This is a genomic window from Amycolatopsis sp. NPDC049253 (genome assembly GCF_040678995.1).
In the GTDB taxonomy this organism is placed as follows: Bacteria; Actinomycetota; Actinomycetes; order Mycobacteriales; family Pseudonocardiaceae; genus Amycolatopsis.
Genome location: NZ_JBFAQX010000021.1, coordinates 1 through 22282 on the forward strand (window position 1 = coordinate 1; position 22282 = coordinate 22282).

General features: G+C 71.4%; 22 protein-coding genes. 11 read left to right on the top strand and 11 right to left on the bottom strand.

Annotation, left to right across the window (positions count from 1 at the left end):
- Window positions 1-236 precede the first annotated feature (236 nt).
- Complete coding sequence (gene htpG, locus AB0K15_RS34075; RefSeq protein ID WP_364059933.1) at window positions 237-2183, top strand: molecular chaperone HtpG; 1947 nt, start codon at window positions 237-239, stop codon at window positions 2181-2183.
- 52 nt (window positions 2184-2235) lie between these two features.
- Here the strand turns inward: htpG and AB0K15_RS34080 are convergent, their stop codons facing one another.
- A complete protein-coding gene (locus AB0K15_RS34080; RefSeq protein ID WP_364059936.1) occupies window positions 2236-3645 on the bottom strand; it encodes a PucR family transcriptional regulator ligand-binding domain-containing protein in 1410 nt (469 codons plus the stop codon).
- A 124-nt stretch (window positions 3646-3769) separates the two neighbouring features.
- On the opposite strand from AB0K15_RS34080, the gene AB0K15_RS34085 reads away from it, so the two are divergent.
- The 5 genes from AB0K15_RS34085 to AB0K15_RS34105 all read left to right on the top strand — a co-directional run bounded on the left by AB0K15_RS34085 (window position 3770) and on the right by AB0K15_RS34105 (window position 10660).
- A complete protein-coding gene (locus tag AB0K15_RS34085) occupies window positions 3770-4669 on the top strand; it encodes an FAD binding domain-containing protein (RefSeq protein ID WP_364059939.1) in 900 nt (299 codons plus the stop codon).
- The gene (locus AB0K15_RS34090; protein WP_364059942.1) at window positions 4660-5133 is read left to right on the top strand and encodes a (2Fe-2S)-binding protein; all 474 of its coding nucleotides are present in this window, start codon (window positions 4660-4662) and stop codon (window positions 5131-5133) included. Before AB0K15_RS34085 ends, AB0K15_RS34090 begins: the two co-directional genes overlap by 10 nt.
- Window positions 5130-6470 (top strand): 8-oxoguanine deaminase, encoded by a 1341-nt coding sequence (locus AB0K15_RS34095; RefSeq protein ID WP_364059945.1) that lies wholly within the window; start codon window positions 5130-5132, stop codon window positions 6468-6470. The genes AB0K15_RS34090 and AB0K15_RS34095 overlap by 4 nt, the downstream gene beginning before the upstream one ends.
- Window positions 6467-8737: a xanthine dehydrogenase subunit D gene (gene pucD / locus AB0K15_RS34100; protein ID WP_364059948.1), complete on the top strand. Its 2271-nt coding sequence runs from the start codon at window positions 6467-6469 to the stop codon at window positions 8735-8737. Before AB0K15_RS34095 ends, pucD begins: the two co-directional genes overlap by 4 nt.
- Before the next feature lie 300 nt (window positions 8738-9037).
- Window positions 9038-10660 (top strand): NAD-dependent malic enzyme, encoded by a 1623-nt coding sequence (locus AB0K15_RS34105; protein WP_364059951.1) that lies wholly within the window; start codon window positions 9038-9040, stop codon window positions 10658-10660.
- Here AB0K15_RS34105 and AB0K15_RS34110 read toward each other — a convergent pair.
- The 6 genes from AB0K15_RS34110 to AB0K15_RS34135 form a co-directional block, all read right to left on the bottom strand.
- A complete protein-coding gene (locus AB0K15_RS34110) occupies window positions 10657-11253 on the bottom strand; it encodes a TetR/AcrR family transcriptional regulator (RefSeq protein WP_364059954.1) in 597 nt (198 codons plus the stop codon). The genes AB0K15_RS34105 and AB0K15_RS34110 overlap by 4 nt on opposite strands.
- Window positions 11250-12584 (bottom strand): nucleobase:cation symporter-2 family protein, encoded by a 1335-nt coding sequence (locus AB0K15_RS34115; RefSeq protein ID WP_364059957.1) that lies wholly within the window; start codon window positions 12582-12584, stop codon window positions 11250-11252. Before AB0K15_RS34115 ends, AB0K15_RS34110 begins: the two co-directional genes overlap by 4 nt.
- 25 nt (window positions 12585-12609) lie before the next feature.
- The gene (gene pucL, locus AB0K15_RS34120) at window positions 12610-13503 is read right to left on the bottom strand and encodes a factor-independent urate hydroxylase (protein WP_364059960.1); all 894 of its coding nucleotides are present in this window, start codon (window positions 13501-13503) and stop codon (window positions 12610-12612) included.
- A gap of 2 nt (window positions 13504-13505) precedes the next feature.
- Window positions 13506-13832, bottom strand: a complete 327-nt coding sequence (gene uraH, locus AB0K15_RS34125; RefSeq protein ID WP_364059963.1) for a hydroxyisourate hydrolase — start codon at window positions 13830-13832, stop codon at window positions 13506-13508.
- On the bottom strand, window positions 13829-14314 hold the full coding sequence (gene uraD, locus AB0K15_RS34130) for a 2-oxo-4-hydroxy-4-carboxy-5-ureidoimidazoline decarboxylase (RefSeq protein ID WP_364059966.1): 486 nt from the start codon (window positions 14312-14314) through the stop codon (window positions 13829-13831). Before uraD ends, uraH begins: the two co-directional genes overlap by 4 nt.
- 85 nt (window positions 14315-14399) lie before the next feature.
- A complete protein-coding gene (locus tag AB0K15_RS34135) occupies window positions 14400-14876 on the bottom strand; it encodes a helix-turn-helix domain-containing protein (protein WP_364059969.1) in 477 nt (158 codons plus the stop codon).
- A 135-nt stretch (window positions 14877-15011) separates the two neighbouring features.
- On the opposite strand from AB0K15_RS34135, the gene allB reads away from it, so the two are divergent.
- Together allB and alc are read left to right on the top strand one after the other, a co-directional pair.
- A complete protein-coding gene (gene allB, locus AB0K15_RS34140; RefSeq protein ID WP_364059972.1) occupies window positions 15012-16340 on the top strand; it encodes an allantoinase AllB in 1329 nt (442 codons plus the stop codon).
- A 2-nt stretch (window positions 16341-16342) separates the two neighbouring features.
- Window positions 16343-17362, top strand: a complete 1020-nt coding sequence (gene alc / locus AB0K15_RS34145; protein WP_364059975.1) for an allantoicase — start codon at window positions 16343-16345, stop codon at window positions 17360-17362.
- A 6-nt stretch (window positions 17363-17368) separates the two neighbouring features.
- Here the strand turns inward: alc and AB0K15_RS34150 are convergent, their stop codons facing one another.
- Window positions 17369-17545, bottom strand: coding sequence for a hypothetical protein (locus AB0K15_RS34150; protein WP_220237786.1), 177 nt, complete (start codon window positions 17543-17545; stop codon window positions 17369-17371).
- Between the two features lie 164 nt (window positions 17546-17709).
- On the opposite strand from AB0K15_RS34150, the gene AB0K15_RS34155 reads away from it, so the two are divergent.
- The 3 genes from AB0K15_RS34155 to AB0K15_RS34165 are packed head-to-tail and all read left to right on the top strand — an operon-like array spanning window position 17710 to window position 20125.
- Window positions 17710-18669: an alpha/beta fold hydrolase gene (locus AB0K15_RS34155; RefSeq protein WP_364059978.1), complete on the top strand. Its 960-nt coding sequence runs from the start codon at window positions 17710-17712 to the stop codon at window positions 18667-18669.
- The gene (locus tag AB0K15_RS34160) at window positions 18666-19043 is read left to right on the top strand and encodes a GntR family transcriptional regulator (protein WP_364059981.1); all 378 of its coding nucleotides are present in this window, start codon (window positions 18666-18668) and stop codon (window positions 19041-19043) included. Before AB0K15_RS34155 ends, AB0K15_RS34160 begins: the two co-directional genes overlap by 4 nt.
- 5 nt (window positions 19044-19048) lie before the next feature.
- Window positions 19049-20125, top strand: a complete 1077-nt coding sequence (locus tag AB0K15_RS34165; protein ID WP_364060305.1) for a DUF5808 domain-containing protein — start codon at window positions 19049-19051, stop codon at window positions 20123-20125.
- On the opposite strand, the gene AB0K15_RS34170 is transcribed toward AB0K15_RS34165, so the two are convergent.
- From AB0K15_RS34170 to AB0K15_RS34180, 3 genes are read right to left on the bottom strand one after another with little or no spacing between them, the layout of a single operon-like run.
- Window positions 20122-20598: a CoA-binding protein gene (locus tag AB0K15_RS34170; protein ID WP_364060308.1), complete on the bottom strand. Its 477-nt coding sequence runs from the start codon at window positions 20596-20598 to the stop codon at window positions 20122-20124. The genes AB0K15_RS34165 and AB0K15_RS34170 overlap by 4 nt on opposite strands.
- Before the next feature lie 8 nt (window positions 20599-20606).
- A complete protein-coding gene (locus tag AB0K15_RS34175; RefSeq protein WP_364059984.1) occupies window positions 20607-21896 on the bottom strand; it encodes an O-acetylhomoserine aminocarboxypropyltransferase/cysteine synthase family protein in 1290 nt (429 codons plus the stop codon).
- Window positions 21889-22188 (bottom strand): alpha/beta fold hydrolase, encoded by a 300-nt coding sequence (locus AB0K15_RS34180; RefSeq protein ID WP_364059987.1) that lies wholly within the window; start codon window positions 22186-22188, stop codon window positions 21889-21891. Before AB0K15_RS34180 ends, AB0K15_RS34175 begins: the two co-directional genes overlap by 8 nt.
- Window positions 22189-22282: the final 94 nt, after the last annotated feature.

Here is a 22282-nt window from a genome sequence, read left to right on the forward strand (position 1 = left end):
TTTTGCGGCCGGCGAGCTGTTGTCAAGGCACGCTTTCCCGCCTTGACAACAGCTCGCCGGCCGTCAACACAATCCAGCTTCGGGGTGCCTCCCAACGCAACACGCCCCGCGAGGCCCCGACCCACACACACCCCAACCCACCCCGCGAAGCCCAACACCCCCAACCCACCCAACCCACCCCAGGTAGGCTCGCGGCCGTCTTTCTGGTGTGGGGTGGGAAAGGAAAACGCGACACCATGTCTCAAGAAGCAGCCGCTCAACCGACACAACCCGAAACCCTCGAATTCCAATCCGAGGCCCGCCAGCTGCTCCAGCTGATGATCCACTCGATCTACTCGAACAAGGACATCTTCCTCCGCGAGCTCATCTCGAACGCCTCGGACGCCCTCGACAAGCTCCGCCTCGAGACCTACCGCGACAAGGACCTCGAAGCCGACACCTCGGACCTCCACATCGAGCTCACCCTCGACAAGGACGCCCGCACCCTCACCGTCCGCGACAACGGCATCGGCATGAGCCGCGACGACGTCGTGAACCTGATCGGCACCATCGCGAAATCGGGCACCGCCGAGTTCCTCCGCAAGCTCAAGGAATCCCAGGACGCGGCCGGCTCGCAGGACCTCATCGGCCAGTTCGGCGTCGGCTTCTACTCCAGCTTCATGGTCGCCGACAAGGTCACCCTCACCACCCGCAAAGCCGGCACCACCGACGGCGTCCGCTGGGAATCCGAAGGTGAGGGCACCTACACGATCGAGCCGGTCGCCGACGCCCCGCAGGGCACCGCGGTCACCCTGCACCTCAAGCCGGCCGACGACGAGGACCACCTCTTCGACTACACGTCGGAGTGGAAGGTCCGCGAGATCGTCAAGCGCTACTCCGACTTCATCACCTGGCCCGTCCGGATGGCCAAGCAGCCCAGCCCCCTCGACGCCGCCGAAGAAGGCACCGAGGAAGCCGCGAAAGAGCCGGCCGCGCCGGAGTTCGAGACCGTCAACTCCCGCAAGGCCCTCTGGGCCCGCCCGTCGTCGGAAGTCTCCGACGAGGAGTACCAGGAGTTCTACAAGCACATCAGCCACGACTGGAACAACGCGCTCGAGACCGTCCGCATGCAGGCGGAGGGCACGTTCGAGTACCAGGCGCTGCTGTTCATTCCGTCGCAGGCGCCGATGGACCTGTTCATGCGGGACGCGAAGCGCGGCGTGCAGCTGTACGTGAAGCGCGTCTTCATCATGGACGACTGCGAAGCGCTCATGCCGAACTACCTGCGCTTCGTCAAGGGTGTCGTCGACGCGCAGGACCTCTCACTCAACGTCTCGCGCGAGATCCTGCAGCAGGACCGCCAGATCCGCGCGATCAGGCGGCGCCTGGAGAAGAAGATCCTCTCCACGATCAAGACGATGATGACCGAGGACGCCGAGAAGTACGCGACGTTCTGGCGCGAGTTCGGCCGCGCGGTCAAGGAGGGTCTGCTCGACGACCCGGAGAACCGCCCGGCCATTCTGGAGATCTCGTCGTTCGCATCCACGCACCACGCGGAGAAGCCGACCTCCCTGCGCGACTACGTCTCGCGCATGAAGGAAGGCCAGGAGCACATCTACTACCTCACCGGCGAGTCGCGCACGGTGATCGAGAACTCCCCGCACCTGGAAGCGTTCCGCGCCAAGGGGTACGAGGTCCTCATCCTCACCGACCCGGTCGACGAGATGTGGGTCGACGGCGTGGGCGGGTTCGAGGAGAAGCCGTTCCAGTCCGTGGCCAAGGGTGAGGTCGACCTCGGTGGCGACGAGACGTCCGACGAGCAGAAGGCCGAGTACGAGGACCTGCTCAAGTGGATGTCGGCGACGCTCACCGACAGCGTCAAGGAGGTCCGCCTCTCCTCGCGGCTGACCACCTCGCCGTCGTGCATCGTCGGCGACTCGGGCGACATGACGCCGACGCTGGAGAAGATGTACCGCGCGATGGGCCAGGAGCTGCCGCAGATCAAGCGGGTCCTGGAGCTCAACCCGGATCACGCGCTGGTCTCGGGGCTGCGCAAGGCGTTCGCGGAGAACCCGGCCGACGGTTCGCTGGCCGAGACGGCGGAGCTGCTGCACGGCATGGCGCTGCTGGCCGAGGGTGGCGAGCTGGCCGACCCGGGCCGGTTCCTGAAGCTGGTCGCGGATCGGGCCGCGAAGGCTCTCTGACCGCAAGTCCGTGAAGGGCACCTGATTCCCTGAAGGTGCCCTTCACGGCGGTTCAGGACTCCGAGGTCAGCGCCAGGTAGACGTCGACCTGCGCGACGAAGTCCGTGAGGTCCACGCCGAGCAGCTCGGCGGCGCGGCCGATGCGGTAGCGCAGGGTGTTCACGTGGATGTGCAGGGTTCTCGCCGCGCGCGTGGGGGAGCCGGAGCATTCGAGGAACACACGCACCGTGCGCACGAGATCCGAGTGCTGCTCGGCGTCGTAGTCGAGCAGCGGGCCGAGCAGGCGCCGGCGCAACGCGGCGCGCAGGTCGGTGGACGTGCCGGCGAGCAGCAGCTGGTGCACGCCGAGCGCGGCGGCGGGCACGACCACCACATCGCCTTCCCGGTCGGCCGCAAGGGAAAGCGCGTGGCGCGCCACTTCGAACGCGCCGCGGGATTCCGCCACGGGCACGGGATCGCTGACACCGGCGAGGATCCGCGTCGCGCGCAGCAGAGGTTCGACTGTGGACAGAGCGGTCACCGCGTCGCCGGCCCAGCCGGCGGGCCACGAACCGTCGTCGGCGACGAGGGCGAGCGCCTGGGTGTGGTCGCCGCTGCCGGTGGGCGGGATCGCTTCGGGGAAGGGGGCCGAGCCTGTCGTGGCCAGGAGCTCGGCGAGCACGTCGTCGGCCTCCTCGCTGTCTGCCGTCCGCAGCGCGACCGCGCGGACGTTCCCGCCGAGCGGTGCCGGCGACCGCCGGGACCGCGCGCGGGCCAACCCGACGAACCCGGCCAGCTCCTCGGCGAGCTCGGTCTGCGCGGTGCTCAGCGGTCCGTCGACGGCGAGCAGCCACGGCACCGCGTGGCGGCTCTCCACCGGCAGCACGGTCAGGCCGCCCGCCGCCGTCGGCCGGGCGCGGGCGGCGGCGAACTGGCGCACGGGCTCGGCCGCCGACACCGGCAGCGGCGCCGTGCCGGCCACCACGCGGGGCACGCCCGAGAGCACCCAGCACGCCGTGCCCAGCTCTTCGGCCGCGCGAGCCAGCAGCTCCTCCAGTGGCGCGTCCTCCGCGGCGGCGGTGAGCAAGCGTTTGCGGGCCCCGTCGGCGGCGGCCGCGAGCGCGAGCACCACACGTTCGGTGACCACGGCGAACGACAGGTCCGGTGGCACCTCCAGCAGCGGGACGCCGTGGCGGGCACACGTGTCGATGACGTCTTCCGGGATGCCCCCGGCGTCGGCGCCCGACGCGGCCAGCGCGGCGGCACCCGCGGCCGCGAGCGCCGCCACGAACGGCTCGGCGTCGCCCGGCCCGCGCCACCACAGCAGCCCGGACAGCACGAGCTCGCCCGCCGTCAGGTAGCGGCCCGGGTCCGGCAGCTCGGTCACGTAGATCCGCGTGACGGCCCGGTCGAGCAGGTCCTCGGCGGTGCTCGGGTGCGGGCGCAGGCCGGGTAGGTCCAGCAGGGTTCTCACGGTCGTCATCAGACTTGTAGGAAAGCACAAACGGGTGGTCTTCCGCTGGGGCGGCTTTCATGGCGGGGCACCGTTGCCGCGCGGGCGCGTTCGGCGTGTACTGGGGCATCAGCCCGTGGGGAGGAGCTCGAGCGTGGATTTCCTGCGACCCGCCGATCTGGCCGAGGCGCTGGCCATGAAGGCCGAACGCCCCGACGCGGTACCGATCGCCGGCGGCACGGACGTGATGGTGGAGCTGAACTTCGACCACCGCCGCCCGGCCGCGCTGCTCGATCTCACCGGTGTCGCGGAGCTGGCGGAGTGGTCCACTTCGGACGGCACCTTGTCGGGCAGCACGCTTTCGGAACGCACGGTCCGGCTCGGTGCGGCCGTGCCCTATTCGCGCGTGATCACCGAGCTGGGTGAACCGTTGCCCGCGCTGGCGATGGCCTCGCGCACGGTCGGTTCGCCGCAGATCCGCAACCGCGGCACGGTCGGCGGCAACCTCGGCGCCGCGTCACCGGCCGGCGACACGCACCCCGTGCTGCTCGCGCTCGGCGCGCGCGTGGAGGTCGCGTCCGTCCGGGGGACACGGCTGCTCCCGGCGGAGGACTTCTACCTCGGCGTGAAGCGCAACGCGCTGGAGCCCGACGAGCTGATCACCGCCGTCCACCTGCCCGCGCACGCGGGTCCGCAGCAGTTCGCGAAGGTCGGCACGCGCAACGCGATGGTGATCGCCGTCTGCTCCTTCGCGGTGAACCTGCGACCGGCGAAGCGCGAGGTCGGCGCCTCCGTCGGGTCCGCCGCACCCACCCCGCGCCGGGCCCGCGCGGCCGAGGAGTTCCTCGCCGCCGAGCTGCCGTGGGACGCGCCCGCGGCGTTGGCGGACTCGCTGAAACGGCGCTTCGGCGAGCTCGTGGCCGAGGCCGCCGCACCCATCGACGACGTCCGCGGCAGCGCGGACTACCGCAGACACGCCCTGGCCGTGCTCGCTCGGCGCACGCTGACCTGGGCCTGGGAGGAACACCGGGGGAGTGAGCGCACGTGCGCGTGAACGTGACCGTCAACGGCGAGGCCCGCGAGGCCGACGACGTGTGGGAAGGCGAGAGCCTGCTCTACGTGCTGCGCGAGCGGCTCGGCCTGCCGGGCTCGAAGAACGCCTGTGAACAGGGCGAATGCGGGTCCTGCACGGTGTACCTCGACGACGTGCCGGTGTGCTCGTGCCTCGTCGCGGCGGGCCAGGTCGAGGGCCGCTCCGTGCGGACGGTCGAAGGGCTCGCCGAGGGCGACGAGCTGGATCCCGTGCAGCAGTCCTTCGTGGACAACGGCGCCGTGCAGTGCGGCTTCTGCACGCCCGGCCTGGTGGTCGCGGCTCACGACCTGCTCAACCGCGTGGCCCGGCCCAGCGACGAGGAGATCCGTGAGGCGCTGGCCGGGAACCTGTGCCGGTGCACGGGGTATGAGAAGATCCTCGACGCCGTGCGCGCGGCCGCCGTTGTGAAGGGCGGCGTCGCATGAGGACGGTCGTCGAGAACGCCGCGATCGCCACGGTCAGCGGCCCCGAGTACGACTCGGGGTATGTGCTCGTGGACAACGGCGTGATCGCCGAAGTCGGCGAAGGCACCTTCACCGGCGACGCCGAGGAGCACGTCGACGCGTCCGGCTGCCTCGTCACGCCGGGCCTGGTCAACACCCACCACCACCTCTACCAGTGGGCCACGCGCGGGATGGCGGCCGACCACACGTTGTTCGAGTGGCTCGTCGCGCTCTACCCCGTGTGGGGCCGGCTCGACGCGGAGATCACGCACGCCGCCGGCACCGCCGGGATGGCGCGGCTCGCGCTCACCGGCTGCACGACCGTGGCCGACCACCACTACGTCTTCCCGCGCGACGGCGGCGACCAGGTCGAGGCGCTCGTCGCGGCCCGGCAGCGCATCGGTGTGCGGCTGCACCTCGTGCGCGGCTCGATGGACCGGGGCGAGTCCGACGGTGGCCTGCCGCCGGACAACCTCGTCGAGGGCACCGATGCCGCGCTGCTCGGCACGGAGGCGGTGATCGACCGGTTCCACGACTCGTCGCCCGACGCGCACCTGCGGATCGCGGTCGGTCCGTGCTCGCCGTTCTCCGTCACCGAGCGGCTGATGACCGGCGCGGCGGACCTGGCGCGCCGCAAGGGCGTGCGGCTCCACACGCACCTGGCCGAGACGCTCGACGAGGAACGCCAGTGCCTGGCCGAGGTCGGCTGCACGCCGGCCGAGTACGCGGACAAGCTCGGCTGGCTGGCGGGTGACGTCTGGCTCGCGCACACCATCCACCTCTCGCCCGACGCGATCCGCCGCTTCGGCGCCACCGGCACGGGCTCGGCGCACTGCCCGACGTCCAACGGCCGCCTCGGCGCGGGCATCGCTCCCGTGCGCGACCTGCTGGACGCCGGCGCGCCCGTGGGCCTCGGGGTCGACGGCGCCGCGTCCAACGAGTCCGGCGGCCTCGGCGAAGAGCTGCACCAGGCGCTGCTGCAGGCTCGCCAACGCGGTGGGCCGACGGCGCTGACCACCCGGGAAGCACTGTGGCTCGCCACGATGGGCGGCGCGCGCTGTCTCGGGCGAGAGGCCGAGCTGGGCGCGATCGAGGCCGGCAAGCTCGGCGACCTCGCCGTGTGGGACCTGTCGGGGCTCAGCTACGCGGGCATCACCGACCCGGTAGCCGCGCTCGTGCTGGGGGCGACCCCGCCGTTGGCGCGGCTGCTCGTGGGCGGCCGGACGGTGGTGGAGCACGGCGCGCTGCGCGAGGAGGACGAGTCCGTGATCGCCCGCGACCTGGCCGCCGCGAGCGCCCGGCTGCGGGAGGACCGATGACGACCACCACCACTTCGCAGGCCACCGGCACCACGAACGGCGTCGGCGCCGACGCGCCGAGGCCCGACGGCACGGTGAAGGTGCGCGGCGAGTTCGCGTACTCCTCGGACCTGTGGCACGAGGACATGCTGTGGGGCGCGACCCTGCGCAGCCCCCACCCGTACGCGCGGATCATCGGGATCGACCTCACGGAAGCCCTTGCGGTGCAAGGGGTTTACGCGGTGCTGACCCACGAGGACGTGCCTGGCGTCAACCGCTACGGGCTGGAGCACGCCGACCAGCCGGTGCTGGCCGACGACGTCGTGCGCTACCAGGGCGAGCCCGTGGCGCTCGTCGCCGCCGACCACCCGGAGACGGCGCGGCGGGCGATGAAGCGCATCAAGGTGACATATGAGGAGCTGACGCCGGTCACCAGCTCCGAGGCGGCGGTGCGGGGCGAGGGTCCGTCGCTGCACGACGGCGGGAACGTGGTGCGGCACGTGCGGATCCGGCGTGGCTCGGCGGACGTGCCGGCCGACGTCGTGGTGTCCGGCGTGTACGAGGTCGGCATGCAGGACCAGGCCTTCCTCGGGCCGGAGTCGGGGCTCGCGGTGCCGGACACGGTCGGTGGCGTGGACCTGTACGTCGCGACGCAGTGGCTGCACGTGGACCAGCAGCAGATCGTCGCGGCGCTCGGGCTGCCGGTCGAGAAGGTCCGGCTGACCCTCGGCGGCGTCGGCGGGGCGTTCGGCGGCCGCGAGGACCTGTCGATGCAGGTGCACGCCTGCCTGCTCGCGCTGCACACCGGCAAGCCGGTGAAGATGGTCTACAACCGCGAGGAATCCTTCTACGGCCACGTCCACCGGCATCCGGCGAAGATGTACTACGAGCACGGCGCCACCTCCGACGGCCGGCTCGTGTACGTCCGCGCACGCCTGTTCCTCGACGGCGGCGCGTACGCCTCGTCCACCGGTGCGGTGGTGGCCAACGCGGCGACGCTCGGCGTCGGACCGTACACAGTGGACAACGTGGCGGTCGACTGCTGGGGTGCCTACACGAACAACCCGCCGTGCGGCGCGATGCGGGGCTTCGGCGCGGTGCAGGCGGCGTTCGGGTACGAGTCGCAGATGGACAAGCTGGCCGCCGCGTGCGGCCTCGACCCGGTCGAGCTGCGCATCCGCAACGCGATGACCGAGGGTGCCGTGATGCCGACGGGTCAGGTCGTGGACTCGGCCGCGCCCGTCGCGGAGCTGCTGGACCGCTTGCGCGCCAGGCCGTTGCCCGCCGCGCGCTCGTTCGACCTGCGCCACCTGCCCGGCGGCGTCTCCAACACCACGCACGGCGAAGGCGTCGTACGCGGCGTCGGGTACGCCGTGGGGATCAAGAACGTCTGCTTCTCCGAGGGCTTCGACGACTACTCCACCGCGCGCGTGCGGCTGCAGCTCGTCGGCGGCGAGCCCGCGGCCACCGTGCACACCGCGGCGTGCGAGGTCGGGCAGGGGCTCGTGACGATCATGCAGCAGATCGTGCGCACCGAGCTGGGCGTGGAGCAGGTGACCGTGCTGCCCATGGACACCTCCATCGGCAACGGCGGGTCGACGTCGGCGTCGCGCCAGAGCTACGTGACCGGCGGCGCCGTGCAGGCCGCTTCCGCCGCCGTGCGCGCACGCCTGCTGTCCCAGGCCGGGCTTCCCGCTTCGACGCGCGCGGCCGGCGGCAAGCTCGTCGCGGCCGACGGCGTGGTGCTGGCGGATCTCGCGTCGGTGCTGGGCTCCTCCACGTTCGACGAGACGGTCGAATGGCGCCACCGTCCCACGTATCCGCTCGACCCGGTCACCGGTCAGGGGACCGCCCACGTCCAGTACGGCTTCGCGGCCCACCGCGCCGTCGTCGACGTGGACGTGGAGCTGGGCCTGGTCAAGGTCGTCGCCCTCGACTGCGCCCAGGACGTCGGCCGCGCCCTCAACCCACAGGCCGTCCTCGGCCAGATCCAGGGCGGCTCCGCCCAGGGCCTCGGCCTCGCCGTCATGGAGGAAATCCAGGTCGACGCCGGCCGCGTCCGCAACCCTTCCTTCACCGACTACCTCATCCCCACCGCCCTCGACATGCCCCCGATGTCCATCGACGTCCTCGAACGCCCCGACCCCCACGCCCCCTACGGCCTCCGCGGCGTCGGCGAACCACCCACCATCTCCTCCACCCCGGCCATCGTCGCCGCCATCCGCGCCGCGACGGGCCTGGCGCTCACCCGGGTGCCGGTCAGGCCGGAACACCTGACGGGGACGTAGGGCCCGGCGAATTCGCTGGTAGCGCGCTGACGGGCGGTCGCACACCGGGGAACCTGGGCCCGTGCGGCCATCGCCGCGGGACCACCGGCGGCGCGGACCCGCTCACCGTCGACCGGGCCGCCTTCGATCTCAGGTATTCGTCCACCGTGGCGGTCAAGCGGGACCGCGATTGCCGGTTCCGAGCCTGCGAAAGCAGTCCGTGCCGTGGTGTCGGGTTGGTGATTGGCGGGCTGGCGGACGACACGGCACCGTGGTTGAGTCGAGGCAGAACGTCCGATGTGGATCAGACGGGGAGCGCGCATGCCGGACCGCGGACACGATCGCCTTTTCGACCCACTCACCACAAAGGGCACCGCGTTCACCCACGACGAGCGGCGGGAGCTGGGCCTGCTCGGGCTGCTGCCGGTCGCGGAGAAGACGATCGGCGAGCAGGTGGCGCACACCTACGCCGAGTTCGCGCGCCAGCAGGCCGACCTGGACAAGCACGTGTTCCTGCGCGGGCTGCAGGACCGCAACGAGACGTTGTTCTACCGGCTGCTCGCCGAGCACCTCGAGGAGACGCTCCCGATCGTCTACACGCCCACCGTCGGCGAGGCGTGCCAGCGGTTCAGCGAGATCTACCGGCGCCCGCGCGGGCTGTATGTGGCCTATCCCGACCGCGAACACCTCAGGGAAGTGCTCAGGAACCGGCCGTGGCGAGACGTCGACGTCATCGTGGTCACCGACGGCCAGCGCATCCTCGGGCTGGGCGACCAGGGCATCGGCGGCATGGGCATCCCCATCGGGAAGCTGTCGCTGTACACGCTGATCGGCGGCATCGACCCCGCGCGCACGTTGCCGATCGTGCTCGACGTCGGCACCGACAACGTCGAGCGCCTCGAAGACCCGCAGTACCTCGGCTGGCGCCACCGGCGCATCGGCGACGACGAGTACTACGCGTTCGTCGACGACTTCGTCACGGCGGTGCGCGAAGAGCTGCCGGAGGTGCTGCTGCAGTGGGAGGACTTCGCCACCGCGCACGCCGAGCCCATCCTCGAGCGCTACCGCGACCGCCTGCTCACCTTCAACGACGACATCCAGGGCACGGCTGCCGTCGCGCTCGGCGCGCTGCACGGCGCGGCGAAGGTGGCCGGGCGGCCGCTGTCCCAGCAGCAGGTCGTGATGCTCGGGGCGGGCTCGGCCGGGATCGGCGTGCTGGAGATGGTCCGCCAGGAGATGGTCGCGCAGGGCCTGTCCGACGCCGAGGCGGCCGGGCGGATCTGGGTCGTCGACATCGTGGGCCTGCTGACCGACGACCGCACCGACCTGTCGGAAAGCCAGCGCCGGTTCGCCCAGCCGGCCGCCAAAACCCGGGGCTGGACCGGCACCGGGCTGGCCGACGTCGTGCACAACGTCGACGTCGGCGTGCTGCTGGGCCTCTCGACGGCAGCGGGCGCGTTCACCGAGGACCTCGTACGCGAGCTAGCCGCGAAGACCGAGCGGCCGATCATCTTCCCGCTCTCCAACCCCACCAGCCGCGCCGAGGCGCACCCGCGTGAGCTGGACTTCTGGACCGGCGGCCGCGCCCTCGTCGCCACCGGCTCGCCGTTCGGCCCGGTGGAGCGCGACGGCCGGAAACGCCGCGTCGCGCAGTGCAACAACGTCTACATCTTCCCGGCCATCGGCCTGGCCGTCACGGCCGCCGGCGCCACCCGCGTCACCGACGCGATGATGCGCGTCGCCGCGAAGACGCTCGGCGAGGCGTCACCCGCCCTCGCCGACCCGGACGAACCCCTGCTGCCGGCGTGGGACGACGTGCCGGAAGTCGCCACGCGGATCGCCATCGCGGTCGCCGAGCAGGCCGTGCAGGACGGCGTTGCGCCGGCGAACGACAACCTCGCCGAAACGGTCCGGCGAGCCCGCTGGACGCCCGAGTACCGCTAGCGCTTCTTCCCGTCGTGCCCCAGCTCGCCCAGGATCCGGCGGGCCACGTCGACCACGGCGGCACCCGCCACCGCCATCGGTTCCGGCGAACGCATCGAGCGCGCCAGCACGAAGGCGCCCTCCAGGCTCGTGATCAGGGCGATCGTCAGCACCCGCGCCTGCTCGGCCGGCAGGCCGAACGCGGCGAACTTCTCCGTGCCCGCGTCGATCCACGCCGCGAACACGTCGGCCGTCGCCTGGCGCAGCGGTTCGCTCGTCGTCGCGACTTCGAGCGCCACCGTGGCGATCGGGCAGCCCTCGACGTAGTCGGTGTCCAGCAGGGTCGTCACGCCGGCGGCGAAGAAGGCTTCGATGCCGCTCACGACATCGGGCGCCGGGGCGATGAAGAGGTCGTACAGCTGCGCGTACTCCATGCCCGACGTGCGGATGACCTCTTCGGCGAGCTGTTCCTTGCCGCCGGGGAAGAAGTGGTACAGCGAGCCGAAGGGCGCGCCGGCCTTCTCGACGATCTGCTTCACGCCCGTGCCGGTGTAGCCACCGCGGCGGAACAGCTCCGCGCCCGCGGCCAGGATGCGGTCCTTCGTGCCTGTCACGGCACCGAGGATAGCTCCGGGGCGGTAGAGCGTTCTATCAACCGTTCGCCGAACACCAGGTTCAGCACCACGGCCGTGAGGCAGCCCGCGCTGATGCCGGAGTTCAGCACCACCTGCAGTGCCGGCGGAAATCCCGAGTAGAAACCCGGCACCGCGATGGGAATCAGGCCCACGCCCAACGACGCGGCCACGATCGCGACGTTGCCCGGATGCTCGAACGACGCCTTCGCCAGCGTCCGCACGCCGCTCACGGCCACGCTGCCGAACAGCACCAGCCCGGCCCCGCCCAGCACCGGCTGCGGCACGAGCGCCACGATCCCGCCGGTGGCCGGCAGCGCGCCGAGCACCACCAGCACCACGCCGCCGGCCGCGACCACGTACCGGCTGACCATCCGAGTCAACGACACCAGCCCGATGTTCTGCGCGAACGCCGTGCACGCGAACCCGCCGAACACCGTGCTCACGGCGGTGGCGAGCCCGTCGGCGCGCAGGCCGTCGGCCAGGGTCCGGCTCGTGGTGGGCCGTCCGACGATCTCGCCGAGCGCCAGCAGGTCGGCCGTGCTCTCGGCCATGACCACGAGCATCACGATGAGCATCGACACGATCGCCGCGATGTCGAACACCGGCGCGCCGAAGTGGAACGGTGTCGCGATGCCGAACACGGGCGCCTGGTTGAGTGTCGATGTGTCGACTTCGCCCAGTGGCCACGCCAGCAGCGTCCCGGCGACCAGACCCAGCAGCAGCGCGATCCGGCTCCAGAAACCCTTGAGGAACCGCGTGAACACCAGTACCGCGACCAGCGTGACGCCCGCCAGCAGCAACCCGCTCGGCCGCGCGGCCGGTCGCTGCGCCGAAATCCACTGCACGGCCACGGGCAGCAGCGAGACGCCGATGAGCGTGATCACGGTTCCCGTCACCACCGGCGGGAAGAACCGTGTGAGCTTGGAGAAGAACGGTGCGGCCAGCACCACGAACACGCCGCCGACGAGCGTCGCGCCGTAGACGACGCCCAGCGCGTTGCCGACGTGCTGCTGCGCGATCGAGAGGATCGGCGCGACGGACGCGAACGTGACGCCGTTGACCAGCGGCAGCCGCGCACCGAAGCGCCACACGCCGAGCGTCTGCAGGAGCGTCGCGAGGCCGGCGGTGAAGAGGGACGCGCTGATGAGCAGGCTCAGCTGCCCGGGCGAGAGCCCGACGGCCGCGCCGATCACCAGCGGCGGGGCCACCACGCCGGCGTACATCGCCGCCACGTGCTGGATTCCGCCGAGCACGAGCTGCGGCCACTTCGGGCGCACATCGACGGGATGACGGGATGGTCGTTCTGACATGTGCTCTCCCGGTGGGGATTCGGGGCTAGAGCACGGCGTCGGTCCAGGCCGGGCCGGGCTCTTCGGCTTCGTCACGGACCGCGGAGCCTTCGATGAGGCCATACGGACGGTCGGCGGCGTAGAACACCTCGTTGTGGTTCTCGAGGCCGAAGGGGCTCAGATCGACGAGGAAGTGGTGCTTGTTCGGCAGGGAAAGCCGGACCTCGGCGACCTCGGGCCGTGCGAGCAGCACGGTCTCACCCATCGTGTACAGGGTCTGCTGCAACGACAGGCTGTGTTTCGTGGCGAATGCCTGCAGCAGCGTCCGCCGGATCTCCTGGTGGTTCTTGGCCCAGTCGACGTCGACGGGATCTCCGTCGTAGCGCCAGCGCGCGGTGACGGCGGTGGCGAGGATGCGGTCGTCGGTCTCGGCCAGGGTCGTGTACTCGTCGCGCGGGAAGCCGTGGAACTCCGAGCCGCCCGACTTGAGCACCGTCAGACCGTCCACGCCGGACACCACCCACGCGCGGTCGGCGTGCACGGTCACGGTGGTGGTGCGGCTCTCGCCGCCGGAGCGGCTGAACGCGTGGTCGTGCGGCCTGCCGTCGACCGGGATGCGTTCCCACGCGTGCTCGGCGACCGTGACGCGCGCGCCGGTGATCGCCTCCTGCGCGGCCACGAAGTGCCGGCCCAGGCGCAGCGCGAAGTCCTCGATCTCGCCGACGTCCTGCTGTTTCGCGAAGGCGTAGACGGTGTTCTTCTGCGCGTCGGTGGTCAGCACGGCGCTGTTGTCGCCGGTCAGGTGCGTGGCGGCGAGGTCGCCGCGCAGGGCCGTGGACACGGTGAGGTCGCGCAGGTGGTGCACCGGCCCGTCGCGGCGGACGGTGACCAGGCGGACCTCCGCTTTGCCGTACTGGTTGGGGCCCAAGGAGATTCCCACGGTCAGCTCCCGCGATAGGTCGAGTAGGCGAAGGGGCTCAGCAGCACCGGCACGTGGTGGTGCGAGCTGCCGTCGGTGATGCGGAACGCGATGGTGACGTCGGGGAAGAACGCTTCGGGCCCGAGGTAGGCGCCGGTGTCGAAGACCAGCCGGTAGACGCCGGGTTCGAGCGTGTCGGGGCCGAGGTCGCGGACGCGGCCGTCGTCGTCGGTGACGCCCTCGGCGATCGGCGTGCCGCCCGTGCCGTCCACGCGCTCGAAGCGCACGGCGATGCCGGCGGCGGGTTTGCCCGCGGCCGTGTCGAGCACGTGCGTGGTCACCAAGCTCATGCGTCAATCGCTTTCCGCAGGCGCAGCGCGGCGATCTTTGCCAGCTCCGCACCCGCCACGTCGAGTTCGGTCTCGGGGTCGTTGCCCAGCCGCGACCGCAGGTTCGCGAGCAGTTCCGCGCCGCTGCGGCCGCCGGCGCACACGAGGAACACGTGGCCGAAGCGGGCCTCGTACTCGGCGTTGGCGGCGGCGAACTCGCCGGCGTTGTCCACACCGGACTGTTCGGAGCGCGACCACTCGGCGTCGGCGCCCGTGCTCGTCGGCTTCTCCCCGATCCGCGGGTGGGCGGCGATGGCGGCGCTCACCTCGTCGCGGTGCAGGGGAGTGGCTTTTTCAGCGGCGGTCAGGAGCGCGTCGAAGTCCGCGTACGGCCGGCCCGCGAGCACCGCGTCGACCCAGCGCGGCACGGCCAGGCAGGCCGTGAGCGCGGGCCGCACGTCGGCAGCGTCGGCGGTGTTGAACTCGGCGAGTGCGAGTGGCACGGGATCTCCTCGCTGCGGGGGAGCTGGTGCCTGCCGACGGTACGGCGCCCTCGCGTCGCCGTCAACATTTTGTTGAAAGCGCTGGTCAGTCCACTTCCCGGTTGAGGTAGTTGTAGACGGTGAAGCGCGTGACGCCCAGTGCCTCGGCGACCGCGGACACCGATTTCCGCAGGCTGAACGCGCCGCGTTCGCGCAAGAGCCGCACCGCCCGCTGCTTGTCCGGGCGGTCGAGGTCGCCGAGCTTCGCGCCCAGCTCGCGCTCGACGTCGGCGATGAGCCGGGCCAGTGCGGTGTTGAGCTCGACGGGCGGGGTCGGCGCGGGTTCGTCGGTGCGCCGGAGCTGGACGGTGACACGCGTGGCGCCGCCTTCGAGCGCGGCCCGCGCGATGGCCGGCAGCGCGTTCATCAGCTGGTCGGCCGAGCCGCGCGCGAGTGTGCCGAGTGGACCGAAGTCGGTGTCGAGCCCGGCGTCTCGGGCCGCGTCGCGAGCGCTCACGGCGTGCTCGGGCGGGGCGCCCTCGCCCTGGAAGGGTTCGCTGGTGAACTCGGCTTCTAGCTCCACCTGGTGACCGTAACGTGGGGAGCGAGGCGTTGACGAGGTGAGAGCGTCGTGGTTAATCTCGGTTGGCGAAAGAGACTTTCCGTACTGTGAAACAACCTGCCGGTCTTGCCGACAGGAGAAGGAGTGTGCCCGCAGATGGATCTCGTGGTGCGCGCCGCACGTGCGGTGACGGCGGCCGGTGAAGGCCCTGCGACGCTGGGGGTCGACGACGGCCGGATTGTCGCACTGGAGCGGGGGATCGTCGACCTGCCCGGTGATCGTGTGGTCGAGCTCGCGGCCGACGAGGTGCTGCTGCCGGGGCTCGTGGACACCCACGTGCACGTGAACGACCCCGGCCGGGCCGAGTGGGAGGGCTTCGAGACCGCGACGCGCGCGGCCGCCGCCGGCGGTGTCACGACGATCGTCGACATGCCGCTCAACAGCCTGCCGCCGACGGTCGACGTCGCCGCGCTGGAGGTGAAGCGCAAGGCGGCTTCGGGGCGCACGCACGTGGACGTCGGTTTCTGGGGCGGCGCGATCCCGGGCAACACCGGCGATCTGCGCGCACTGCACGAGGCGGGCGTGTTCGGGTTCAAGTGCTTCCTGCTGCACTCCGGCGTCGACGAGTTCCCGCCGCTCGACGCCACGGGCCTGGAGGCGGCGCTGCGCGAGCTGACCTCGTTCGACGCGCTGATGATCGTGCACGCGGAGGACTCCGAGGCCATCGACGCCGCACCGGATCCGCACGGCGAGAAGTACGCCGACTTCCTCGGCTCGCGCCCGCGTGGCGCCGAGAACCTGGCCATCACGCACGTGATCGAGGCGGCCCGGCGTACCGGCGCCCGCGCGCACGTGCTGCACCTGTCCTCTTCGGACGCGCTGCCGCTCATCGCGAACGCGCGCCGCGAGGGCGTGGCGCTGTCGGTGGAGACGTGCCCGCACTACCTGAGTTTCGTCGCGGAGGAGATCCGCGACGGCGCCACGCAGTTCAAGTGCTGCCCGCCGATCCGGGAGGCGGCCAACCGGGAACTGTTGTGGCAAGGCCTCGCCGACGGCGTGATCGACACGATCGTGAGTGACCACTCGCCCTGCACGCCGGAGCTGAAACGCTTCGACACCGGCGATTTCGGCCTCGCGTGGGGCGGGATCTCCAGTCTGCAGCTGGGGCTGCCCGCGGTGTGGACGCAGGCGCGCCAACGCGGGTTCGGCCTCGCCGACGTGGTGCGCTGGATGGCCGAACGCCCGGCGGCGCAGGTGGGGATGACGCGCAAGGGCCACCTCGCCGTGGGCTACGACGCCGACTTCTCGGTGTTCGCGCCCGACGAGGCGTTCGTCGTCGACGTGGCCGCGCTGAAGCACCGCAACCCGGTGAGCGCGTACGACCAGCGGCCGCTGGCCGGCGTGGTGCGCGGCACGTGGCTGCGGGGTTCGCCGGTGACCGGCGACGAGCCGCGGGGAGAGCTGTTGACCAGGGGGAACTGCTAGAGATGGAGGACCACGTGTCGCACGACCGTCCCGAGTGGACAGCCCAGCCGGACCTCGCTTCCCGCGTGTTCGGGGGCACGGTGATGTGGGCGAGCGACGAGCTGTTCGCCGAGAAGGAGAACCTCGTCAACCCGTGGCGTCCCGCGCACCGGGCCGAGACGTTCGGGCCGAAGGGCCAGGTCTACGACGGCTGGGAGACGCGCCGGCACCGCGAACCGGGTGACGACCAGGCCGTGCTGCGCCTCGGCGTCGCCGGTGTGGTGTCGGGCGTGGTGGTGGACACGGCGTTCTTCAAGGGCAACTACCCGCCGTTCGTGTCGGTGGAAGCGGTGTCGGTGCCCGGCTACCCGAGCGCGGCCGAGCTGTCCGAAGTGGACTGGGAAGTGCTGGTGGACCACGAGCCGGTGGTCGGTGACGCGGAGAACTTCTTCAAGGTGTCGTCGCCCCGGCGGTTCACGCATGTCCGCCTCACGCAACATCCCGACGGCGGCGTGGCCCGCCTGCGCGTGCACGGCTCGCCGGTGCCCGACCCCGCGTTGCTCGACCCGCGTTCGCTCGACCTCGCCGCGCTGGCCAACGGCGGCGTGGTCACGGGCTGCAGCAACATGTTCTACTCGTCGCCCAGCAACCTGTTCTCGCCCGGGCTCGCCGCGCACCAGGCCGAGGGCTGGGAAACCGCGCGCCGCCGCGACGACGGCAACGACTGGGTGACCGTGCGCCTCGCCGGCGCCGGCATCGTCCGCTTCGCCGAGATCGACACGAGCAACCTCAAGGGCAACGCGCCGGGCTGGGCCGCGCTGTCGGGCCGCCTCGACGACGGCGACTGGGTGCCCTTGCTTCCCCGCACCCGCCTGCAGCCGGACACCCGCCACCGCTTCGCGCTCGAAGACGGCCCGCAGATCACCGAGGCCCGCCTCGACATCTACCCGGACGGCGGCCTCGCCCGCCTGCGCCTCTACGGCGAGCTCACCAAACGCGGCCGCGAAGCCGTCACCACTCGGTTCACCGAAACGACGGCCTGAGAGGTTCTAGGAGTTCGCGCCGGGCCGGTTCAGGTAGATCGAGGCACACGAGAGCAGCGTGCCGACGGCGAAGATCGCCCCGAGCCACCACGGTCCGCCGGTCACGACGTTCCAGATGAACCCCGCCGCCATCAACACGGCGGCCAGGGCGTTGCGCATCTGCAGCGGGGTCGGTTTGGCCATGCCGCCACCTTCTCACGGGCCTGACCAGTCCCCCTGGGCAGGACCACCCCACTGTGGCGTTGGTTGCGTTCACGGCACCCAACGCCACGGTGGGGCGCAGTGGTCTGCCGCAGGTCGCGTAGGTGAGGCTTGTGCATCTGTTCTATGAGTTGTAGAACAGACCCATGAGCCTCACCGTGTTCCTCACGGCCGTCGTCCTGGTGACGAGCGGAGCCGCAGCCGCCGAGCCGGGCACGGTGGCGGCGTCCGATCGGGAAGTGCAGTTCGTGTCCGACGGGGTGACCGCCTACGGCATCCTGCACGTCCCGGCGCACCGGGCCGGGAAGCGCGTCCCGGCGGCGCTGCTGCTCCCCGGCAGCGGCCCCACGAACCGCGACGGCGACGAGCCGCCCGCGGTCACGCCGGGAACGTTGAAGCTGCTCGCCGACGTCCTGGACCAGGACGGCGTGGCCACACTGCGGTTCGACAAGTACGGCACCGGCCGCACAGGGCTCGGCGGGCTGGACCCGGCGACGCTGGATCTGCCGACGTTCACGAGGCAGGCCGTCGTCGCCGAACAGACGCTGGCCAGGCAGCCCGAGGTCGACCGCGACGACGTGTCGATCGTCGGGCACAGCGAAGGCGGGTTGCAGGCGATGCTGGTGGCGGGACACGTCCGCGTCAAAAGCCTCGTGCTGCTCGCACCGCAGGACCTCCGGCTGCTCGACCTGCTGAAGATCCAGCTCGACGCCCAGGTCACCACCTCCGACCAGGCCGCGCTCACCGGAGTGATCACCGACTTCCGTGCCGGCCGCCCGCTCGACTACACGGGGATGAGCGCCCAGCTCGCGACCTTCCTGCAGCAGGCGATCTTCAGCCCCGTCGACATCAACTTCGTCCGCAGCGACGACGCGGTGTACCCGCCGTCCATCGCGCGACCGGGCATGCGTGTCCTGCTGACGTGCGGAACGCGGGACACCCAGGTGCCCTGCCGGACCACGCTGCCGCTGGCCGCCGCCCTGCACACGGTGCCGCGGCCCTTGCCCGTGGACCACTTCCAGCACGCGTCCGGTACGCCGGTCAACGATCAGGTGCTCGACCCGAGCGTGGTCACCGCCCTGCGCACCTTCCTGGAGCACCGATGATCCTCGACGTCGACCTCACCAGCGAGGTCCCGATCTACCAGCAGATCCACGACCGTGTGGTCGAGGCGATCGCGGCCGGCGAGCTCGCCGACGGCGACGCGTTGCCCTCGACGCGCCAGCTCGCCGTGGACCTCGGCATCAACTTCCACACCGTGAACAAGGCCTACGACCAGCTGCGGCGCGAGGGGCTGCTGCTGATCACCCGGAAAAGCGGCGCGGTGGTGCAGCGGGTCTCGACCGCGGGTTTCGCGGCCGACTGGCAGGCGCGGCTGAAGACCCTGCTGGCCGAGGCGATCGCCCACGGGCTGGATGAACGCGAAGTCCTCGGCCACTGCGAAACGACGCTGCGGGCGTTCGAGGAGGTGCGCGCGTGATCGGGATGATCGTCCTGCAGGACCTGCTGGTTCCGGTGCTGTTGCTGGCCAGTGCGTGGGTGATGCCCTCGGTGGCGAAGCCGACGGTGCCGTTCGGTGTGCGCGTGCCGGCGGCGCGCGTGGACGACCCGCTGATCGCCGAGCAGCGGCGGATCTACCGCTGGTGGGTGGGCGTGGCCGGGACCGCACTGGTGGTCGCCGGGCTCATCGCGGGCGTGCTCGTGCAGCAGGTCCTGGTGCCGGTGCTCGTTGCCGTGGCGCTGCTGGGGGTCGTCACGCCGGCGTATGTGCGGGCGCGCGCGGTGATCCGTTCGGCCAAGCAGCGCGAGGACTGGTACCAGGGCCTGCGCCAGACGGTCAGCGCCGACACCTCCCGGGTCACGCGCCCGCCGTTCCCGTGGCTGTGGGCCGTCCCCGCGCTCCTCGTGCTCGCGGCGACGGTCGTGGTGGGCGTCGTGCGCTACCCGGACCTGCCGGCGACGCTGACGTTGCACTACAACGCGTCCGGTGTCCCCGACCGCACGGCCGCGAAATCGGTGGGCAGCGCGTTCGGCCTGGTGGTCGTGCAGGCCGGGCTCACGGTGCTGTTCTTCGCACTGGGCTACACCGCGCCGCGGTTCCGGCCTGACCTCGACCCGGCCCGTCCGAGAGCCAGCGCCAGTCAGCACCGGCGCTTCGTCACGGCCCTGCCCCGCGTGCTGCTGGTCTTCGGCGCGTGCGCCAACCTGACGATCGCCCTGGCGGCGGGCCGGATCTGGTCGGCCCCGGCGGCGATCCCGGTGGTGCCGATCATCCTGCCGACGCTCGTGGGCGCCGCGGGCCTGCTGGTCTTCGCCGTCCGCTACGGCCAAGGCGGCAGCCGGCTGGAGACCGCGGAAGAACCGCCCCGCGACGCCGTCGAACGCGACGACGACCGCTTCTGGAAAGGCGGCCTGCTCTACGTCAACCGCGCCGACCACGCGGTGTTCGTGCCCAAGCGGTTCGGCCTCGGCTGGACGCTGAACTTCGGCAATCCCGTGGCGATCGGCGGGTTCGTGGTGCTGATCGCCGCCGTGGTCGTGGTCCCGCTGGCCGTCCGTTAAGGGGTGGACTGGCGCCGCGAGCTGATCACACCCGTGTTGAAGCCGGCCAGGTGCAGGCCGCCGGCGAAGCGCGCGTGCTCGATCTTCACGCAGCGGTTCATCACCACGTCGAGCCCGGCCTCGCGGCCGCGATCGGCCACCTGCTCGTGCCACAGGCCCAGCTGCAGCCACAGAGTGCGCGCGCCCGCCGCGATGACCTCCTCGGCGACCTGCGGCAGGTCGTCGTGCTTGCGGAACACGCTCACCAGGTCGATCTCACCCGGCACGTCGGCCAACGTCGGGTACACCGGCCGGCCGAGCAGCGTGTCGAGGCGCGGGTTCACGAAGTTGACCTCGTACCGCGTGGACGACGTCAGGTACGTCGCCACGAAGTAGCTCGGCCGCGCGGGGTTGGCCGACGCGCCGATCACCGTCACCGACCGCGTGCGGCCGAGGATGCGCTGCCGCTCCACGGCCGAAACGTCGTAGTTCACCGCCGTGCTCATTCCGAGGCCACCGCCTTGTCGAGAGCCTGGTCGAGGTCCCACAGGATGTCCTCGACGTCTTCCAGCCCCACCGAAAGCCGGATCAGGTCCGGGCCGACGCCGGCGCCCGCCAGCTGGTCGTCCGACAGCTGCGCGTGCGTGGTCGAGGCCGGGTGGATCACGAGCGTGCGGGCGTCGCCGACGTTCGCCAGGTGCGACAGCAGCTCCACCGACTCCACGAACTTCTCACCCGAGGCCCGGCCGCCCTTCACCCCGAACGAGAACACCGCGCCCGGCCCGGCCGGCAGGTACTTGCGCGCCAGCTCGTGATCGGCGTGGTCGGGCAGCCCGGCGTAGGAAACCCAGGCCACGCGCGGGTCGGCGTTCAAGTACTCCGCCACGGCCTTCGCGTTGGCCACGTGCGCGTCCATCCGCTGCGGCAGCGTCTCCACGCCCTGCAGCAGCAGGAACGCCGAGTGCGGCGAGAGCACCGCGCCGATGTCGCGCAGCTGCTCGGCGCGCAGGCGCGTGCAGAACGCGTACTCGCCGAAGTTCTCCCAGTACTTCAGGCCGCCGTACGAGTCGACGGTCTCGGTCATGCGCGGGAACTTGCCGTTGCCCCAGTCGAAGCGTCCCGACTCCACGACCACGCCGCCGAGCGTGGTGCCGTGGCCGCCGAGGAACTTCGTGGCCGAGTGCAGCACGATGTCCGCGCCGTGCTCGATCGGGCGGCACAGGTACGGCGTCGCCAGCGTCGCGTCGACGACCAGCGGGATGTCGTGCGAGTGCGCGAGGTCGGCAAGCCCGGCCAGGTCCGCGATGGCGCCCGACGGGTTGCCGATCACCTCGGTGTAGATCAGCCGCGTCTTGTCGGTGACGGCCTTGGCGTAGTCCTCGATGCCGCCGTTGACGAACGTCGTCTCGACGCCGAAGCGCTTGAGCGTGCCGGTGAGCTGCGTGACGGTGCCGCCGTAGAGGCCGCTCGCGGACACGATGTGCTCACCCGCCTCGGCCAGCGCGGAGAAGGTGAGGAACTCCGCGGCCTGGCCGCTCGCCGTCGCCACGCCGCCGATGGCGCCCTCGAGGCTCGCCAGGCGCTCCTCGAACGCGGCCACGGTCGGGTTGCCGATGCGGCTGTAGATGTTCCCGTACTTCTGCAGTGCGAAGAGGTTGGCCGCATCGGCCGCGTCCTCGAACACGAAGCTGGTGGTCTGGTAGATCGGCACGGCGCGCGCGCCGGTGGCGGGGTCGGGCGTGCCACCCGCGTGCAGGGCGCGGGTGCGGAAGCCCCAGGTGCGTTCACTCATCAGCCGTCACGCTACTCAGCGAGGCGGCCGCGGGCCATCCGTCCCGAACCGTGATCGTCACACCGACTTCAGGATGTCCGCCACGGCTCGCGGGGTTCGACAGGTTCGGCGAATGACTCGCGTCCAGCTCAGGCACCTCGCCGCCGATCCGGGCGGCCATCCGGCGCCGGGCCTCCGGTGACAGGGCTTGGTCGTCGGTGCACACGACGTAGGCCGACGGCGCCGTCCGCCACGAAGGTTCGCCGACCTCCTCGGTGAACGCGGCGAGCGCCTGCCCGCGCAGCCGGCCCACCGATCGAGCCGTGACCGCCGAGCAGGGCTTCGCCGCGGTCGAGTGCGAAGGCGGCCAGGTACACGACCTTCATGACGTTGGCGCGGCTGGTGAG

Excerpts from the sequence above, each read along its gene's own strand:
- AB0K15_RS34095 (WP_364059945.1), top strand. The coding sequence starts at position 5,130 with ATGAGGACGGTCGTCGAGAACGCCGCGATCGCCACGGTCAGCGGCCCC.
- AB0K15_RS34160 (WP_364059981.1), top strand. The coding sequence starts at position 18,666 with ATGATCCTCGACGTCGACCTCACCAGCGAGGTCCCGATCTACCAGCAG.
- pucD (WP_364059948.1), top strand. The coding sequence starts at position 6,467 with ATGACGACCACCACCACTTCGCAGGCCACCGGCACCACGAACGGCGTC.
- AB0K15_RS34165 (WP_364060305.1), top strand. The coding sequence starts at position 19,049 with ATGATCGTCCTGCAGGACCTGCTGGTTCCGGTGCTGTTGCTGGCCAGT.
- AB0K15_RS34150 (WP_220237786.1), bottom strand. The coding sequence starts at position 17,545 with ATGGCCAAACCGACCCCGCTGCAGATGCGCAACGCCCTGGCCGCCGTG.
- htpG (WP_364059933.1), top strand. The coding sequence starts at position 237 with ATGTCTCAAGAAGCAGCCGCTCAACCGACACAACCCGAAACCCTCGAA.
- alc (WP_364059975.1), top strand. The coding sequence starts at position 16,343 with ATGGAGGACCACGTGTCGCACGACCGTCCCGAGTGGACAGCCCAGCCG.
- uraH (WP_364059963.1), bottom strand. The coding sequence starts at position 13,832 with ATGAGCTTGGTGACCACGCACGTGCTCGACACGGCCGCGGGCAAACCC.
- AB0K15_RS34080 (WP_364059936.1), bottom strand. The coding sequence starts at position 3,645 with ATGACGACCGTGAGAACCCTGCTGGACCTACCCGGCCTGCGCCCGCAC.
- AB0K15_RS34115 (WP_364059957.1), bottom strand. The coding sequence starts at position 12,584 with ATGTCAGAACGACCATCCCGTCATCCCGTCGATGTGCGCCCGAAGTGG.
- AB0K15_RS34105 (WP_364059951.1), top strand. The coding sequence starts at position 9,038 with ATGCCGGACCGCGGACACGATCGCCTTTTCGACCCACTCACCACAAAG.
- AB0K15_RS34175 (WP_364059984.1), bottom strand. The coding sequence starts at position 21,896 with ATGAGTGAACGCACCTGGGGCTTCCGCACCCGCGCCCTGCACGCGGGT.
- allB (WP_364059972.1), top strand. The coding sequence starts at position 15,012 with ATGGATCTCGTGGTGCGCGCCGCACGTGCGGTGACGGCGGCCGGTGAA.
- AB0K15_RS34155 (WP_364059978.1), top strand. The coding sequence starts at position 17,710 with ATGAGCCTCACCGTGTTCCTCACGGCCGTCGTCCTGGTGACGAGCGGA.